This window comes from Pseudomonas fluorescens (assembly GCF_041354075.1).
Lineage (GTDB): Bacteria > Pseudomonadota > Gammaproteobacteria > Pseudomonadales > Pseudomonadaceae > Aquipseudomonas > Aquipseudomonas fluorescens_CE.
Genome location: NZ_JARZGC010000016.1, coordinates 94144 through 111581, shown reverse-complemented (window position 1 = coordinate 111581; position 17438 = coordinate 94144). Strand labels below are relative to the sequence as shown.

Here is a 17438-nt window from a genome sequence, read left to right as displayed (position 1 = left end):
AAACTAACAGTGTGTCTTTCCCGTGCCCAAGAACCTCGACGCTCTCCAGATGAACATCAGCAGCTGCATGGTGGTGGCTGCCCGGCATTGGCGCAAAATCTGCCAGACCACGCTGGTCAACTATGGCATCTCGGAAGCCTGCGCCGTCCCGTTGTTGATGATCGGCCGGCTGGGCGAGGGCGTGCGGCAGGTGACGGTGGCGCAGGCCGCCGGAATGGAAAGCCCGTCGCTGGTGCGTCTGCTCGACCAGTTGTGTCACGCTGGCTACGTGTGTCGCACCGCCGATGCCCAGGATCGTCGCGCCAAATGCCTGAGCCTCACCGACACCGGTCGCGAACTGGTGCAGGCGGTTGAAATCGAGCTCGTGCGCTTGCGTCACGAAGTGCTCGAAGGCATCGCCACCAGCGATCTGGAAGCGGCATTGCGGGTCCTGCAAGCCTTCGAAGCGGCCAACGCGCCCGCCGTGGTGAACCCTTGAGCGGATTCTTTGACGGCGTTCCGCCAGCGCGAGACTGGTTCTACGGCGTGCGCACATTTGCCGCGTCGATGATCGCGCTGTACATCGCCTTGCTCATGCAGATGCCGCGTCCGTACTGGGCGATGGCCACGGTCTACATCGTATCCAGCCCTTTTGTCGGTCCGACCAGTTCCAAGGCGCTGTACCGCGCCGTCGGAACGTTGCTCGGCGCCGCAGCGGCGGTGCTGTTCGTGCCGATGTTCGTGCAAAGCCCTTACGTGCTGGTGCTGGTGATCGCGCTCTGGACCGGCATCCTGCTGTTCCTGTCCATGCACCTGCGCACCGCCAACAACTACGCGCTGATGCTGGCCGGTTACACCTTGCCGTTGATCGCCCTGCCCGTGGTGGATAACCCGTTGGCGGTGTGGGACGTGGCCGAGGCGCGCACGGAAGAGATTTTCCTTGGCATCGCCGTGGCGGCGGTGGTCGGCGCGATGTTCTGGCCCCGTCGGTTGGCGCCGGTGTTCAACGACTCGGTGAGCAAGTGGTTCGCCGATGCCTCGACCTACAGCCTGCGCTTCCTCAGCCGCAACGTGCAGCCCGAAGAAGTCAGTGCGTTGCGCTCATCGATGGTGGCCACGTTCAACACCCTGGAGTTGATGATCGGCCAGTTGCCCCACGAGGGCGCTCGCCCCCAGACCGTGCGCAACACCAAGGAATTGCGCGGACGGATGATTCACCTGCTGCCGGTGATCGATGCCCTCGACGACGCGCTCTACGCCCTTGAGCGGCGCACGCCGGAGCTGGTGGAGCGATTTGCGCCGCTGCTGGCCGCCACTGCTCAATGGCTGGAACACAAGGACGCCGACCTCGGGCGCTGGCAAGCGCTGAAAGATCAGCTCGAGGCGCTGCAACCGTCCGCTGAAGCGCTGGATGATCGCAAGCAACTGCTGTTCTCCAATGCCCTGTACCGACTCGGCGAATGGATCGACCTGTGGCAGGACTGCCGCAGCCTGCAATACGCCATCCAGTGCGAGAGCCAGGACAGTTGGCACGCGGTGTATCGGCACTGGCGCCTCGGCCGGCTGTCACCGTTTCTGGATCGTGGGCTGATGCTCTACTCGGCGGCGTCCACCGTCACCGCGATCATCGTCGCCTCGGTCCTGTGGATTCTGCTGGGCTGGACCGACGGCGGGGCGGCAGTGATTCTGGCGGCGGTGGCCTGCAGCTTCTTCGCCTCGATGGACGACCCGGCGCCGCAGATCTACCGGTTCTTTTTCTGGACCGCGATGTCGGTGCTGTTCGCCAGCCTTTACCTGTTTCTGGTGCTGCCCAACCTGCATGATTTCCCGATGCTGGTACTGGCGTTTGCCGTGCCGTTCATCTGCATCGGCACCCTGACGGTCAAGCCGCAGTTCTACCTGGGCATGCTGCTGACACTGGTCAACACCTCGTCCTTCATCAGCATTCAGGGCGCTTACGACGCGGACTTCCTCAGCTTCGTCAACTCCAACCTGGCAGGTCCCGTGGGGTTGCTGTTCGCCTTTGTCTGGACCCTGATCGCCCGGCCTTTTGGCGCGGAGCTGGCGGCCAAGCGCCTGACCCGCTTCAGCTGGCGCGACATCGTCAGCCTGACCGAGCCGGCGACACTGGCCGAGCACCGGCAGTTGGGCGTGCAGGTACTCGATCGCCTGATGCAGCACCTGCCGCGCCTGGCCATCACCGGGCAAGACACCGGCATCGCCCTGCGTGAAGTGCGCGTGGCGCTGAACCTGCTCGACCTGCTGGCCTACACCCCGCGGGTGCTTGGCTACCCGCAGGTGCTGCTGCATCAGGTGGTGGCGGAGGTCGGCGAGTACTTCAAGGCCTGCCTCAAGGCCGGCGAGCGTCTGCCGGCGCCCAGTGCGTTGTTGATGTCGATGGACCGCACCCGTCGCGCCCTCAACCAGGACTGCGACGACGGCGCCCGTTTTCAACTGTTGCACGCCCTGAGCGGCTTGCGTCTGGCGTTGTTGCCGGGTGTCGAATTCGTTGGCAGCGGCGAAGTCGAAGAACCATTACCCCATGGCATCGATGGAGCGCCTTTATGATCGGTGATCTGGATATCAGCGGGGTGTTCCTGCCGACGCTGCTGGTGCTGATGGGCATTACCTACGTGATTTACCTGCTGGTGCACGGCCTGCTGACGCGCCTGCACTTTTACCGCCTGGTCTGGCACCGGGCATTGTTCAACGTGGCGCTATACGCCTTGCTGCTGGGCGCCGTGGATTCACTCAGCCGATACCTGATGACATGAAAAAACCTTTTTTGACCCTCGGCCGTGTGGTCCTGACACTGTTGATCGTGAGCTTCGCGGTCGTCGTAGTCTGGCGCATGGTCATGTATTACATGTTTGCGCCCTGGACCCGTGACGGCCACATCCGCGCCGACATCGTGCAGATCGCGCCGGACGTCTCCGGGCTGATCCAGCAGGTGGACGTGCGCGACAACCAGTTGATCAAGCGTGGCCAGGTGCTGTTCAGCATCGACCAGGACCGTTTCAAACTGGCCCTGCGCCAGGCCAAGGCGGCGGTCGCCGACCGTCAGGAAACCCTGGCGCAGGCCCAGCGTGAAGCCAAGCGCAACCGTGGCCTGGGCAACCTGGTGCCGGGCGAGCAACTGGAAGAAAGCCAATCGCGGGTGGCCCGTGCCGAAGTGGCGCTGATGGAAGCTCAGGTGGCGGTCGACAGCGCCCAGCTCAACCTCGACCGCTCGACCGTGCGCAGCCCGGTGGACGGCTACGTCAACGACCGCGCCCCGCGTGTTCAGGAGTTCGTCACGGCCGGGCGTCCGGTGCTGTCGGTGGTGGACAGCAACTCCTTCCACATCGACGGCTATTTCGAGGAAACCAAGCTGGACGGCATTCATGTGGGGATGTCGGTGGACATCCGCGTGATCGGCGACAACGCTCGTCTGCGCGGCCATGTGGAAAGCATCGTCGCCGGCATCGAAGACCGTGACCGCAGCAGTGGCAACAACCTGCTGCCCAACGTCAATCCGGCGTTCAGCTGGGTGCGGCTGGCCCAGCGGATTCCGGTGCGGATTGCCTTCGACGAGGTGCCGGCTGACTTCCGCATGATCGCCGGGCGCACGGCCACGGTATCGATCATCGACGACCGTCAGCAGGAGCCGGGCAAATGAGCAGGGCCGCGGGGTTCGCCGTCGTCGGCCTGGGCTTGCTGCTGTCGGCCTGCCAGACGGTCGGGCCGGATTACCAGTTGCCCAAGGAGGCCGCCGTCCAACGCGCCGATTTGCAGGGCGAACTGGCCGTGAACGGCAAGCCGGTGGTGTCGGCGCAGGTGCCAGCCGATTGGTGGCGCCTGTATCAGGACACTCGCCTCAATCAGTTGGTCCAGCAGGCGTTGGCGTCCAACACCGACCTGCGGGTGGCGGCTGCCAGTTTGCTGCGGGCACGGGCGCAGGTCGACGAAGCCGAGGCGGCGGGCGGCTGGAGCGGTGGTATCAAAATGGGTGCCCAGCGCTTGCAGGAGTCCGGTGAAGCCTTCCTGTTGACTGAAAAAGTGCCGGTGGCCAACATCGGCGATATCGGCATCAGCGCCTCCTACCAGTTCGACTTGTTCGGCACGCTCAAGCGCGGCATCGAGGCCGCGAAGGCCAATGCCGACGCGACCCAGGCCGCCGCCGATACCGCGCGTATCACCCTGGTGGCCGACGTCGTGCGGGCCTACACCCAGGTGTGTGCGGCCAACGAAGAGCGGGAAATCGCCCAGCATTCCCTCGACCTGCAATCGCAGAGCACCACGCTGATCCAGCGCTTGCGCGATGCCGGCCGGGGTGATGAAACCCAGGTCACCCGTTCGCAAACCCAATTCAAGTCTTTGCGCGCCGAGATGCCACGCTACGAGGCAGCGCGTCAGGCCGGATTGTTCCGCCTGTCGATGCTGCTGGCCAAACCGGTGGACCAATTGCCGTCCGGCACCGCCAGTTGCGCGCAACTGCCGCACATCGCCCAGTTGATGCCCGTGGGCGATGGCGCCTCGCTGCTCAAGCGTCGTCCCGACATTCGCCAGGCCGAACGTCGATTGGCCGCCGCGACCGCCGGTATCGGCATCGCCACGGGCGAGCTGTACCCCGACATTCGCATCGGCGCGACCATCGGCACCGTCGGTCTGCTGGAGAACCTCGGCGAGCCTTCGGCCAATCGTTGGGGCTTCGGCCCGTCGCTGACCTGGAGTGTGCCGACCAACGGCGCCCGGGCGCGGATCCGCGAGGCAGAGGCCGTGACCCAGGCCAACCTGGCCCACTTCGATGGCGTGGTGCTCAACGCCATCCGCGAGACCCAGACCAGCCTGGCGCAGTATTCGGCGTTGCTGCAACGTCGCGAGGCCCTGGCGGACGCCGAGCAGTCGGCGAAGCTGGCGGCCGACCAGACTCACCGGTTCTTCCAGGCCGGCCGCGAGTCGTTCCTCGCCGACCTGCAGGCCACCCGCACCTACACCGATGTCACCGCGCAACTGGCCGCCGCCAACACCCAGGTTGCGTTGAGCCAGATCGATCTGTTCCTGGCGTTGGGCGGTGGTTGGGAAAGCGGACGAACGCAAGGCTCGAACGCCAGCAAACCCTGAGGCCATTGCTATGCTTTGACTTGACGAGGTCGCGCGTCGATCTCGTCAGTCAAGGCTAGTGTTGGTCATGGGGACTCTAATAATGAAAAACCCTTATGCTCCCGGCTTCTGGTGTGCCATTGCGGCCTTGCTGCTGCTGTCGGCGACCTATTTCTACGGCGTCATGCTGGCGCATCAACTCGACAAGGCCATGGTGTTCCTCGACAGCGCAGCCGCGCTGATCGCCGTCATGGCCATCGTGGTCGTGGCCTGGTCTTCGCTCCAGAGCCAGCGCATCAAGAAACGACAACTCGAACAAGGCAAGACCCTGGTGCTGATCTGGGACACCAAGGTCGCCCTGCGTCGGGTTGAAACGGTGTTCGACCGGTATTTCTGGGGCAGCTACTGGCAACCGGGGCGCACGTTTCAGGAAGTCATGGGCGAACTCACCGGCACCCCTCTGGAAAAAAGCCTCGAAACCCTGAAGAAACAATGCCTCGCACTCGACCAGCAAGTGGGCGAGGACGGCCGGCACTGGCTGAACAATGCCCGCGAGCTCTCCGACGTCGCCTCGGCCATGGCCCGCGAACGTTACCAACTGGACTTCTGCGACCCGCGCGCGGATGTCATGGGCGGGGCGGTGATCAACCGGGATTTTGAAGTGCTGGTGTATACGTGGACGGCACGGCTGAAGAGTTTCGATCACCAGCTCGATGATATGGAAGTCCAGTATTCCTGATTTACGGTTGCCTGGGCCGGCCCCTTCGCGAGCAAGCCCGCTCCCACAGGGTTCTGTGGTGTTCATGGATTTCCAGACACCAGGGAACTCTGTGGGAGCGGGCTTGCCCGCGATAGCGATCTCGAGATCGCCGAAAATCCCGGGCCAAACCCAATCCCAAAAGACACTCTTTAACCTTTAATCATTGGGCCACCCGGCGCGCCTGATGCTAACCTGCATGGCACTTTCTCCGGTGTCGAGCCATAACCCGTCATGGGTTCAGGGAAGACGACCACACCTCAAGCAACGGATATCGACGGGTCATTCATGAATAAATCTGCAGGCGTGTTTCTTGGAATTGTTGTGGCCATTGGCGTCATCAGCGCGGGCGGTGCCTGGTACACGGGCACCCGAATCGAGGGCGTCCTGAACACCTCGATCGCCGATGCCAACAAGGAACTCAAAGCCGCACTGGTCGGCTCCAACGGCACGGCGACCCTGGAGCTGGTGTCGCTGGAGCGTCACCTGTTCAGCAGCACCGCGCACTACCGCCTCAAAGGCGAGGGTGAGGTGTTCGGCGAAGCGCCGGTCGAGTTGCTGTTCGTCGACAATATCGAGCACGGTCCGTTGCCCTTTTCCCGGCTGGTCTCGCTGAAATGGCTGCCGGTCATGGCCACCAGTCACTATGCGCTGGAAAAGACCCCAACCACCGAAAAGTGGTTCGCCGCCGCCAAGGACAAGTCGCCACTCACCGGCGTGGTCAACATCGGTTATGACAACGCCACCAATGGCAACTTCGAGCTGCTGCCGCTGGACGTTGCACTGGACGACAAATCCAACCTGAAATTTTCCGGCCTGAACCTCGAGGTCTCGGCCAGCGCCCAGGCGCAGAAAGTCAAAGCCAATGGCTACATGGACAACTTCACGCTGACTACCGTCGACGAAACCCAGGCCCCGGTCAAGATTGTGCTGAGCGGCCTGACTGTGGCCAGCAACCTGGTGAAAAGCACTTACGGTTTTTACGTCGGCGAGAACACGCTGGAGCTGACCGACAGCCAGACTACCTTCGGCGCGCAGCAGTCGGTGTTGGGCCTGAAGAAATTTGAAATGAAGAACCAGACCGAAGAGTCGGGCACCAACGCTTCCGGGCGTGCCGACTACAAGGTCGGCGAAGTGTCGCTGAACGGCAAGAAAGTGGGCGCCGCGCAATTGGCCATGAGCCTGAAGAACCTCGACATCCCGGCCACCATGTCGTTGATGCAGGTGTATCAGACCAAGCTGCAACCCTACGAAAAAGCCGCTGCCGAGGCGGCTGCCGCCGGTGAGCCCGCGCCCGAACTGGTGCTGACGCCCGCCGAAGAAACCCAGGTCAAGGCCGACCTGGAAAAACTGCTGGCGGCCGGCCCGCAGGTGGCGCTGGAGAAATTCGCTTTCACCACCGCCAACGGCGAAAGCCGCGCCAACCTGGTGCTCGACCTGACCAAACCGAAGTCCATGGACCTGCCGCCGGACCAGTTGATCAAGCAGTTGATCGCCTTGCTGGACCTCAATATCCAGGTGTCCAAACCGATGCTGGTCGATGTGTTCAGCGTCCAGGGACAGCTCGATGGGCAGACCGACGCCAAGCTCATCGTCGACCAGGCCAAGGCCACCGCCGACATGTTCGGCGCCATGGCGGTGGGCACGCAGTTCGCCACCCTGGACGGCACCAACATCGTCAGCAAGCTGCACTACGCCAACAATGAAGTTGAATTCAACGGCCAGAAGATGACGGTCGAGCAGTTTGTCGGCTTCGTCATGAGCAAGCTGGGTGGCGTTCAGGTTACCGAGTAACGGCTAGACGTCACGGATCAGTCGCCAGGCCTCTTCGATCGACAGCGGCTGTTTCATCCGTTCGGCCAGCATCGCCATCGCCCGCTCTTCTTCGCAGGCGATGGCGGCGACCACCATGCCGTTCATGCCGAACAGGCCAATGAACGGCGGATGGTAAGGATCGCCTTTGAAGTCGACCTCGTCCCAGGCGTCGGCGTGTCCGAGGTAGTCGTAGTTCTTGCCGAAATGGAAGGTCCAGAAGTACGGCACGTCCAGATAATGCTCGTCGCCCCCCAGCATGTTGGCTGCGGCAATCCGTGCCTGTTGTTGCGCCAGGCGCCAGTGCTCGATTCGTTGCAGCTGGCCGTTGAGGGGAAAGGTGGCGATGTCGCCCACCGCCCACAGCCCTTCGCTCACTTGCATGCCGCTGTCGACTCGCAGTGACAGGTCCTGTTCCATGGGCAGTCCGGCAAACGGCTCGGTTGCGGGGCTGACGCCGATACCGACCAATACCAGGTCCGCTGGCAGACGCTGGCCGTTTTTCAGCGTTATCGCCTCAACCCTGTCGTTGCCCTCGATCTGCGCGGCTTCACTGTCGGTATGGAACACCACACCGTGGGCGACATGGCGCGCAAGGATCGCCTTGCCAACGGTTTCGCCGAACTGTTTGGCGAAGGGCACTGCATGGCGGGCCAGTACGGTCACGTCGAGCCCGTGTTCGCGCAGGGCCGCAGCGGATTCCAGGGCAATGAAACTGTCGCCGATGATCACCGCCCGCTGGCCGGGTCGGGTGGCGTCCAGAATCGCCCGTGCTTGGTCTTTGGAACGCAACACAAACACCTGCGGCAGTTCGGCGCCGGGCAGGTCGAGTGGTTTGGGGGTGCCGCCCGTGGCGATTAACGCGGCGTCGTAGGTCAGGGTCTGGCCATCCGTCAGGCGCACGCTGCGGTGCTGCGCATCCAGGCTCGCGACGTGCCCATTCAAGCGCTCGATACGTTGCTCGCGATAAAAACTGTCTTCGCGCAGAGCGGGTATTTCCTCGGGGGGCATTTGGCCGGCGATCACGAATTTGCTCAGGACGGTGCGGTCGTAGCCGGCCTGCGCTTCGCGGTCGATCAACACCACGCGGCCGCCGAAGCCTTTTTCCCGCAACGCCGCTGCCGCCGCCGTGCCCGCCGCACCGGCACCGATAATCAAGAAAGTGCGGTGATCGTCGGCCGGCGGGGTGTGCGGATCGGGCAACGGCGTGTCATCGACCCAGACCTCGTCTCCGCGCATTTCCAGAGGGTAGCGCTTGAGACTGTCCAGCGACGGCGGTTCGCACAAGGCACCGTCCTCGATCCGATACGCGGCCTTGTGCCAGGGGCAAATCAACCGACCGTGACACAATGCGCCCTCGGCCAGCGGCGCGCCGGCATGGGGGCATTCGCCCTGGTAGGCGCGCAGTTGGTCACCCACCCGCAGCAGGACGACCTTGGTATCACCAGCGTTCACTTCCAGGCCCCGGTGCTCGGGTATGTCAGCGAAACGGGCAACGCGATGCAGTGCCATGATGGTTCTCCCGGCAGGCGTTTCACTTGAGAGTCCGGGCTTTATTGCGAGGTTCAGCCAAATCCGGCTGCCACCGCACGAGCGGTCCGGCTATAGTTTGCACGCCGACCACGGCCCCACCCGCACAAGGTGCTCCGGTATGACTCGATTGACCTCTCTGAACCCTTGGCTGGCAGCGTTAGCCGTTACCCTTTGCGTGCAGTTTCCGGCTCAGGCCGCCGAACGCTTCACCGTCAGCATGCCCGGCGTGACCGACAACCGGTTGTTCACTTCGGTGGCCGCCAGCGATGCCAGCGGCTGCGGTGGCAAGAACCAGTCGCCGGCCCTGAGCTGGAACGCCGGCCCCTCGGGCACCCTGAGCTACGCCATCGTCATGCACGACCCGGACGGCCAGAAAGGCCAGGGTGTCGATCACTGGGTTCACTACGGCATCAAGGCCAGCACCCGGCAGATCCCGCCCGGCGCGGGCACCAAATCCACCTTTGAAGGTGCGGCGGGCACCAACAGCAAAGGCACCGTCGGCTACATCGGGCCCTGCCCGCCCGTGGGCGACAGCTCTCATCACTACATCGTCCAGCTCTACGCCCTGGACATCGCCCCCGACGCGCTGCCGGCGGGCCTGACCCGTGCGCAACTGCTGGAGAAGATCAAAGGCCATGTGCTGAGAAACAGCAGCGTGGTGCGACGCTATCACCGCTGACGTTTTTTCAGCGGGTTCAACCCGGGCGGTGCTGCGCCCGGGGTTGGAGAAAAGCACGCCGTAAAGGGCTCGCCATTTGGCATCGTCCCGCGAAAACGCGCACTATCGCTTCATAGCCGATGCGTTGGAGGATGCCGTGGCAAAAAAAATCGATCGCATCGCGCAAATGCTCAACTGCCCGGAAAAGGGCGAGGAACTGCGGCGAGCCATTACCGAAAGTCGTAAGGAATTTCTTCTGGCAAAGCAGGCCGGAGAGCCGGCGCAGGAGGACGTCCTCGATGAGGCTTCGTTCGAGGACGACGAGGATGATGAGTACGACGAGTTCGACTGGACGACTGAATGAGCGCGCAGCGCTATCCCTGCTAGCGCCGGATCCTGCGTTCGTAGGCCGCCAGCACGGTGCGCTCCGATTGCACCAGGTAGGCGTCGAGCAAGCGGGTCGCTTCTTCCGGCTGACTGTCCTCGACGCAGCGAAGAATCGAAGCGTTCATGTCCACATACGATGAATGCAAGAATTTCGGATCGTTGAGCAGGCCGAAGGCCAACCGCAGCTCGGCCGAGATCTGTGCATAGAACGCCAGCAGGCGCGGGCTGTCCGCCAGTTCGACGATGGCCTGGTGGAACATCATGTTCGCCGTGCCGACCGCTACCCAATCCTGCGCCTCGCGCGCGCTGACCGCTGATTCCACCGCCTCGCGCATATGCAGGGTGCCCGGGTGCTGCGGGTAACCCTGGGCGATGGCCTTGCACTCGACGAAGCGGCGCACCCGGTAGATGTCGATGATCGACGACATGTCGGGTTCTGCGACCGTGACCCCACGGTTCGGTTCGTGCTTGAGCAACCCTTCACGGGTCAGGACCCTGAACGCTTCACGCAGGGTGTTGCGTGAAATATCCAGGCTTTCGGCCAGCGCTGCTTCAGACAGACGCTGACCGGGCACGAGTTCGCCCTCGACCAGCATTCGGCGAATTTCCTGGGTGATGGTTTCTCCCAGTGTGCGGGGAAGGGCGGGAGAGGCATTGTTCATAAGGTGTCCAGGAAAGGAAACAGCGCCGATATTCCATCAGAGCCCAGGGCACGACACAAGCTCGATGCGTTGCGCCTGCTTCATAAAGTAGCACCCTTGAGTTTTGAGGTAACAATACGGTGCATATCCATCAAACATTTCATATGGATTGTTCAACAATAAATCAGCTATAAACCTACACTTTCAGCGAGATCGTTGACTCTTGGCACGCGCATTGCTCAGTGAGGATATCTCCCACCTGTAGGAATGATGTCGTGACACAGGCCACTCTAGAGTTTACAAAAGCACGACGCGCCTCTCTGGTTGCCGCCGTCTTCATGATGGCGACCTCGGCCATCGGGCCGGGCTTCCTGACCCAGACGGCGACGTTCACCGCGACCCTGGGCGCCGCCTTTGCCTTCGGCATCCTGGCGTCGATCCTGATCGACTTCGTCGTTCAACTGAACGTCTGGCGCATCGTCTCGCTGACCAGAATGCGCGCAGCGGACCTGGCCAACGTGGCGATCCCGGGCAGTGGTTATGTGCTGACCCTGCTGGTCCTCGTCGGTGGCCTGGTGTTCATGCTGGGCAACATTGCCGGTGCCGGCCTGGGCCTCAATGCGCTGACCGGCCTCGATCCGAAATGGGGTGGAGCGCTAAGCGCGCTGCTCGCCATCGCGATCTTCTCGTCCCATCGGGCGGGTATTGCCATGGACCGCATCATGATGGTGCTGGGCATTCTCAAGGTGTGCCTGATCCTGTTCGCAGCATTCGCGACCCATCCGCCGCTGGGCGAGGCCCTGCGTCAATCGGTGTGGCCTGACTTCGTCGACTTTGCCGCGATCACCACCATCGTTGGCGGTACGGTCGGGGGCTACATCACCTACGCCGGTGCCCACCGTCTGCTCGATCGCGGCACCGTGGGTGTGGAGAACATCGAGGCGGTGTCCAGGGCGGCGTTGAGTGGCATCCTGGTCACGGGTATCGCGCGTTTCATTCTGTTCCTGGCCATTCTCGGGGTGGTCGCCAGTGGCGTCGTCATCGATGTGTCCGGCAAGGGCGCCAACCCGGCCGCCCAGGCGTTTGGTGCCGCCGCTGGCGACATCGGCCTGATGATGTTCGGCCTGGTGCTGTGGGCTGCCGGTATCAGCAGCGTGATCGGTGCTTCCTACACGTCGATGTCCTTCATCACCGTCTTCTCCAAGCGGATTACCGAGCGCACGCGTCACCTCGCCACCGTGGTCTTCATTTTCATCTCGGTGGTCGTTTACCTGCTGCTGGGCAAGCCACCCGCCGCGCTGCTGGTCTTCGCGGGCGGCTTCAACGGGCTTATCCTGCCGCTGGGCCTGACCATTTTCATGTACGTGGGCTGGCGCCGTTCCGATCTCATGGACGGCTACCATTACCCGCGCTGGTTGCTGGTGCTGGGCATCATGACCTGCCTGCTGTCGTGGTACATGGCCTACAAATCGGCCGGCGCCATCTTCGCCTTCATCGGCGCAGCCTGATCTAACCGGAGATAGTCGAAATGCGTTCAATTGACCTCAACAGCGACCTGGGTGAAAGCTTCGGCGCCTGGAGCATGGGCGACGATGTGGCGATGCTGGATGTCGTGACCAGCGCGAACGTCGCCTGTGGTTTCCACGCCGGCGATCCGGCCGGCATCCTGCGCACGCTCAAAGCCGCCGTGGCGAAGAACGTCACCATCGGCGCCCATGTCGCTTACCCGGACAAAGTCGGTTTTGGCCGCCGCAACATGGACGTGACCAGTGACGAGCTGACCGCCGACGTGATCTACCAGATTGGTGCACTGCAGGGCCTGGCCAAGGCGGCCGGCACATCGGTGCGTTATGTGAAGCCCCATGGCGCCTTGTACAACACCATCGCCCACGACCGCCGGCAGGGACTGGCGGTGATCGAGGCGATCCGCGCCATCGATCCCAAGCTGACGCTCGTGGCCCTGGCCGGCTCGCCGTTGATCGAACTGGCCCGCAACGAGGGCCTGCCGTGCATCGCTGAAGCCTTCGCCGACCGTGCCTACACGCCCCAAGGCAACCTGGTGTCGCGGCGCGAACCGGGTGCCGTGCTCCACGACCCGACGCTGGTGGCCCAACGCATGCTGCGCCTGGTCCAGGACGGTACCGTCGAAGCCATCGACGGCACCCTGACCCGAATCGAAGCCGACTCTATCTGCGTCCATGGCGACAGCCCGGCCGCTGTGGAAATGGCCCGCGAACTGCGCCGGGTGCTGGAGCAAGCCAACCTGTCCTTGCTGCCTTTTGCCGGAGATCGTCCATGAATGCCCTCGACCGCGCCCGCCAGGCGGCCATCGCTGCCGCGCGTGAAGCACGCGAAACCTACCGTGGCGGTCTGGTTGCGCCCACGGCGGGCATCGCCCCGGGCATGACCCAGGCCAACCTGATCGCCCTGCCGCGCGATTGGGCCTACGACTTTCTGTTGTACGCCCAGCGCAATCCAAAAGCCTGCCCGATCCTCGACGTCAGCGATGCGGGCAGTGCGCGAACGGTCCTGGCCGAAGGCGCCGACTTGCGCACCGACTTCCCGCTGTACCGCATCTGGCGCGACGGCAAGTTGGTGGAGGAAGTCAGCGACGCCCGCCAGGCCTGGGCCGAGCACGACGATATGGTGGCGTTCCTGATCGGTTGCAGCTTCACCTTCGAAACGGCCTTGCAGGAAGCGGGCATCGAAGTGCGGCACATCGCCGATAACACCAACGTGCCGATGTACCGCACCAACCGGGCCTGCCGTCCGGCGGGGCGTTTGCAGGGTGAAATGGTGGTGTCCATGCGTCCGATCCCGGCCAGTCGCGTGGCCGAGGCCAGTGGCATCACCGGTCGTTATCCCTCCGTGCACGGAGCCCCGGTGCACATCGGCGAGCCTGCGCTGCTGGGCATTTCGGACCTGAGCCGTCCTGACTTCGGTGACGCAGTGCGCATCGAACCGGGCGAAGTGCCGGTGTTCTGGGCCTGCGGTGTCACGCCCCAGGCGGCTGTCGCCGCGTCGGGCGTACCCTTCGCGATCACCCACGCCCCTGGTCATATGTTCATCACCGATGTGCCTGACAGCACCTACCACGTCTAGGAGTTTCCCGTGCGCTTTCTTCCGGTCAACCTGGACGCTCTGCTCGTCGAACTGAACGACCTCGACGAGACCCTGGCCCTGTTCGACGCCCTCACGGCGGATCCGATTGCCGGCGTGGAGGAAATCATTCCCGCCGCGCGAACGCTGCTGATCCAGTTCCGCCCCAGCACGATCGACCGTCAGGCGCTGGTCAACCGTATCGCCGGCCAGGACCTCAGCCGACGCCGCGAGGGCGAGCAGCGCCGGGTGGAAATCCCGGTGCATTACAACGGTGAAGACCTCGACGAAGTGGCCACCCTGCTGGGCATCAGTCGCGACGAAGTGATCGGCCGCCACACCGCCCATGACTACAGCGTGGCCTTTTGCGGTTTTGCCCCGGGCTTTGCCTACCTCACGGGCGGCGCCGGTTTCCAGGTGCCGCGCCGCAAAACCCCGCGCACCCGCATACCGGCGGGCGCGGTGGCATTGGCGGGGGATTTCAGCGGCGTGTATCCGCAAGCGAGCCCGGGTGGATGGCAGATCATCGGGGTCACGCCGTTGCAGATGTGGGACCTGAATCGCGCCGAGCCGGCCCTGTTACGGCCCGGCTACAAGGTACGATTTACCGACGCCGGTCCGCTGCCGGCCAGCGGCTTGCCCGTTCCCGTCGCTCCCGCCCGTGCCGCCGAACCCGACGGTGCCTATCTTGAAATCACCAGCCCCGGCTTGCACAGCGTCCTGCAGGACCTGGGGCGTCCCGGCCAGACCGGCCAGGGCGTCTCCCGTTCCGGCGCGCTGGACCTGGGCGCTCTGCGCGCCGCCAACCGCGCCGTCGGCAACCCCTCGGACATGGCCTGCGTGGAGTCCGTGCTCGGGGGCCTGAGTTTCGTCTGCCATGGCCGTGCCGTGATCGCGATTACGGGTGCGCACACGCCGGTCACCGTCACCAGTGTCAGCGGCCTGCAATGGCAGCCGGGCAACTATCAGCCCATCGAGCTGGAAGAAGGTGATCGCGTGAATCTCGGCTCCCCTGTCGCGGGGCTGCGCAGCTACCTGGCGATTCGTGGCGGTTTCGACGTGGCCCCGGTGCTCGGCAGTTTGTCCACCGACACCCTGGCCCAGGTCGGCCCGCCCGCGCTCGCCGTCGGCGACCACCTGGGTTTCACCCCCCGCTCAAGCGGCGCCAGCGTCTCCCTGGGCGAGGCTCCGGCGTTCGAACTGCCGACGGCCGACACCGTCATCACCCTGGACGTGGTCATGGGGCCGCGCAGCGACTGGTTTACCCAAGACGCCATCGAGCGCCTGAGCAGCCAGTTGTGGCGCGTCACCTCGCAGTCCAATCGGGTCGGCATTCGCCTGGCCGGTGAGACACCCTTGAGCCGCAGCAATCACCAGGAGTTGCCCAGCGAAGGCACCTCCGTCGGCGCCATCCAGGTGCCCGCGAGCGGCCAGCCTGTGCTGTTCCTCGCGGACCACCCGTTGACCGGCGGTTACCCGGTGATCGCCGCCGTGGCCACTCACCACCTGGACCTGGCCGGACAGATACCGATCAATGCCCAGATTCGCTTCAACCCCCTGGATGGCTTTGCGGACATCGAACCCAGCCCCCAAGCCTCTTTTTCAACTGCCGATGCGAAGAACACCCCATGAAAAAACTACTGATCGCCAACCGTGGTGAAATTGCCATCCGCATCGCCCGCGCCTGCCGCGATTACGGTGTGCAGTCCGTGGCGGTGTACGCCGACGCCGACATCGACGCCTTGCATGTACGTCAGGCCGACGAAGCCTTCTCGCTCAATGGCCAACGCCCGGCAGAGACCTACCTGGACATCGCAAAGCTGATCGCCATCGCCCAGCGCAGCGGCGCCGACGCCGTGCACCCCGGTTACGGCTTCCTGTCCGAGCGCGCCGATTTCGCCCGTGCGGTGATCGATGCCGGGCTGACTTGGGTGGGGCCCAACCCGGAAACCATCGACGTGCTGGGCGACAAGGTCGAAGCGCGCAAACTGGCCCAGCAAGTGGGGGCGCCGCTGGTGGCCGGCACACCTGGCCCGGTGGAAAGTGCCGCCGAGGTGCTGGCCTTTGCCGAGCAGCATGGCCTGCCGATTGCCATCAAGGCCGCGTTTGGTGGGGGTGGGCGCGGCATGAAAGTCGCCTGGCGCCTGGACGAGGTCAGCGAACTCTACGCCTCGGCGGTACGCGAGGCTGAAGCGGCGTTTGGTCGTGGCGAGTGTTTCGTCGAGCAGTTCCTGGACCGTCCTCGGCATATCGAGGCGCAGATCGTCGCCGACAGACACGGCAAGGTGGTGGTGGTCGGCACGCGCGACTGCTCGCTGCAACGTCGTAACCAGAAACTGGTGGAGGAGGCGCCCGCGCCGTTCATCAATGAGGCCCAGCGCCAGCGCATCCACCAGGCCGCCCACGACATTTGCGCCAAGGCCGGTTACGTCGGCGCCGGCACGGTGGAATTCCTGCTCAGCCAGGATGGCACCCTGTCGTTCCTTGAGGTCAACACCCGCCTGCAGGTCGAGCACCCGGTGACCGAAGAAACCACCGGCATCGATCTGGTGATCGAACAACTGCGCATCGCCGACGGTTTGCCGTTGTCTTTCAGCGAAACGCCGACGCCCCGTGGCCACAGTTTCGAGTTCCGCATCAATGCCGAAGACGCCGGCAAGGGCTTCCTGCCGACCCCCGGGCTGATCACCGAATTCGCCCCACCCTCGGGCCCCGGCGTGCGCCTGGACAGTGGTGTGGTCAGCGGTTCGCAGATCCCGAGCAGCTTCGACTCGATGATGGCGAAACTGATCGTCAGCGGCGCCACACGTGAACAAGCAATCGCCCGTGCCCGCCGCGCCTTGGCCGAGTTCAGGATCGAGGGCATCGCCTCGGTGCTGCCGTTCCACCGTGCGGTCATGGACCACAACGATTTCACCGCTGCCGACCGCTTCGGCGTGCACACCCGCTGGATCGAAACCGATTTCGCCGAGCAGATCACTATCGCTCCGCGCAGCGCCACGTCGGCCGACCCTGAGGTGCTGCGCACCTTCGTCGAGATCGACGGCAAGCGTCATGCACTGGGCCTGCCGGCAGCGCTGTTGCGCGGCGTCAGCCTCAATGGTGCCGGACCCACTGTGGCCAGCACCGCGCCCGCCGAGGTCACGGAGCCGAACGCGGTGCTCACGCCCGTGGCGGGCAACCTGCACGCCTGGGTAGTCGCTGACGGCGAGTCGGTCAGCGCCGGGCAGGTGATCGCGGTCGTCGAAGCGATGAAGATGGAAACCTCGATCCTCGCGCCGTGCGAGGGTCACGTGCAGATCACCAGCCAGGCCGGCAGCTACTTCGAAGCCGGTGCCCTGATCGGCCGCATCAAGACCGCTGATTGATTCAAACGCTTTTCTATTCGAAGCAGTACGCGCACCGGTTTAAACACCCGGTTGCCGCGTGCTGTCCGCAGAAAAGGGTAGATGCCACTTTGAAATAAAAACAACGATAAAACTCAATCCAT

At 63.9% G+C, this 17438-nt stretch carries 16 protein-coding genes; 14 read left to right on the top strand and 2 right to left on the bottom strand.

The features are described from left to right. Positions 1-49 precede the first annotated feature (49 nt). The 7 genes from QIW53_RS19540 (at position 50) to QIW53_RS19510 (ending at position 7612) form a co-directional block, all read left to right on the top strand. The gene (locus QIW53_RS19540; RefSeq protein WP_371051274.1) at positions 50-478 is read left to right on the top strand and encodes a MarR family winged helix-turn-helix transcriptional regulator; all 429 of its coding nucleotides are present in this window, start codon (positions 50-52) and stop codon (positions 476-478) included. After that, a complete protein-coding gene (locus QIW53_RS19535; RefSeq protein ID WP_371051273.1) occupies positions 475-2547 on the top strand; it encodes an FUSC family protein in 2073 nt (690 codons plus the stop codon). The genes QIW53_RS19540 and QIW53_RS19535 overlap by 4 nt, the downstream gene beginning before the upstream one ends. Then, entirely contained in the window at positions 2544-2753 is a 210-nt protein-coding gene (locus QIW53_RS19530) for a DUF1656 domain-containing protein (protein ID WP_008034684.1), read from the top strand. Before QIW53_RS19535 ends, QIW53_RS19530 begins: the two co-directional genes overlap by 4 nt. Then, a complete protein-coding gene (locus QIW53_RS19525; protein WP_371051272.1) occupies positions 2750-3637 on the top strand; it encodes an efflux RND transporter periplasmic adaptor subunit in 888 nt (295 codons plus the stop codon). The genes QIW53_RS19530 and QIW53_RS19525 overlap by 4 nt, the downstream gene beginning before the upstream one ends. Next, complete coding sequence (locus QIW53_RS19520) at positions 3634-5082, top strand: efflux transporter outer membrane subunit (protein WP_371051271.1); 1449 nt, start codon at positions 3634-3636, stop codon at positions 5080-5082. The genes QIW53_RS19525 and QIW53_RS19520 overlap by 4 nt, the downstream gene beginning before the upstream one ends. An 82-nt stretch (positions 5083-5164) precedes the next feature. Then, a complete protein-coding gene (locus QIW53_RS19515; RefSeq protein ID WP_371051270.1) occupies positions 5165-5800 on the top strand; it encodes an NADH:ubiquinone oxidoreductase subunit N in 636 nt (211 codons plus the stop codon). A 306-nt stretch (positions 5801-6106) separates the two neighbouring features. Then, entirely contained in the window at positions 6107-7612 is a 1506-nt protein-coding gene (locus tag QIW53_RS19510) for a YdgA family protein (protein WP_371051269.1), read from the top strand. A gap of 3 nt (positions 7613-7615) precedes the next feature. On the opposite strand, the gene QIW53_RS19505 is transcribed toward QIW53_RS19510, so the two are convergent. Then, positions 7616-9142, bottom strand: coding sequence for an FAD-dependent oxidoreductase (locus QIW53_RS19505; RefSeq protein ID WP_371051268.1), 1527 nt, complete (start codon positions 9140-9142; stop codon positions 7616-7618). A 139-nt stretch (positions 9143-9281) separates the two neighbouring features. Here QIW53_RS19505 and QIW53_RS19500 point away from each other — a divergent pair, with 139 nt between their 5' ends. After that, positions 9282-9842, top strand: coding sequence for a YbhB/YbcL family Raf kinase inhibitor-like protein (locus QIW53_RS19500; protein ID WP_371051267.1), 561 nt, complete (start codon positions 9282-9284; stop codon positions 9840-9842). A gap of 76 nt (positions 9843-9918) precedes the next feature. Next, positions 9919-10185 carry a hypothetical protein gene (locus tag QIW53_RS19495; protein ID WP_371051266.1) on the top strand — a complete coding sequence of 89 codons (267 nt, stop codon included), beginning with the start codon at positions 9919-9921 and terminating at the stop codon, positions 10183-10185. A 19-nt stretch (positions 10186-10204) separates the two neighbouring features. Here QIW53_RS19495 and QIW53_RS19490 read toward each other — a convergent pair whose 3' ends face one another. Further along, positions 10205-10870, bottom strand: coding sequence for a GntR family transcriptional regulator (locus QIW53_RS19490; protein ID WP_371051265.1), 666 nt, complete (start codon positions 10868-10870; stop codon positions 10205-10207). A 254-nt stretch (positions 10871-11124) separates the two neighbouring features. On the opposite strand from QIW53_RS19490, the gene QIW53_RS19485 reads away from it, so the two are divergent. The 5 genes from QIW53_RS19485 to QIW53_RS19465 are packed head-to-tail and all read left to right on the top strand — an operon-like array spanning position 11125 to position 17316. Continuing rightward, positions 11125-12357, top strand: a complete 1233-nt coding sequence (locus QIW53_RS19485) for an NRAMP family divalent metal transporter (RefSeq protein ID WP_371051264.1) — start codon at positions 11125-11127, stop codon at positions 12355-12357. A gap of 20 nt (positions 12358-12377) precedes the next feature. Next, entirely contained in the window at positions 12378-13148 is a 771-nt protein-coding gene (locus QIW53_RS19480; RefSeq protein WP_371051263.1) for a LamB/YcsF family protein, read from the top strand. Continuing rightward, entirely contained in the window at positions 13145-13951 is an 807-nt protein-coding gene (locus tag QIW53_RS19475; RefSeq protein WP_371051262.1) for a putative hydro-lyase, read from the top strand. Before QIW53_RS19480 ends, QIW53_RS19475 begins: the two co-directional genes overlap by 4 nt. A gap of 9 nt (positions 13952-13960) precedes the next feature. Beyond that, the gene (locus QIW53_RS19470) at positions 13961-15580 is read left to right on the top strand and encodes a 5-oxoprolinase/urea amidolyase family protein (protein ID WP_371051261.1); all 1620 of its coding nucleotides are present in this window, start codon (positions 13961-13963) and stop codon (positions 15578-15580) included. Beyond that, entirely contained in the window at positions 15577-17316 is a 1740-nt protein-coding gene (locus QIW53_RS19465) for an acetyl/propionyl/methylcrotonyl-CoA carboxylase subunit alpha (protein WP_371051260.1), read from the top strand. The genes QIW53_RS19470 and QIW53_RS19465 overlap by 4 nt, the downstream gene beginning before the upstream one ends. Positions 17317-17438 lie beyond the last annotated feature (122 nt).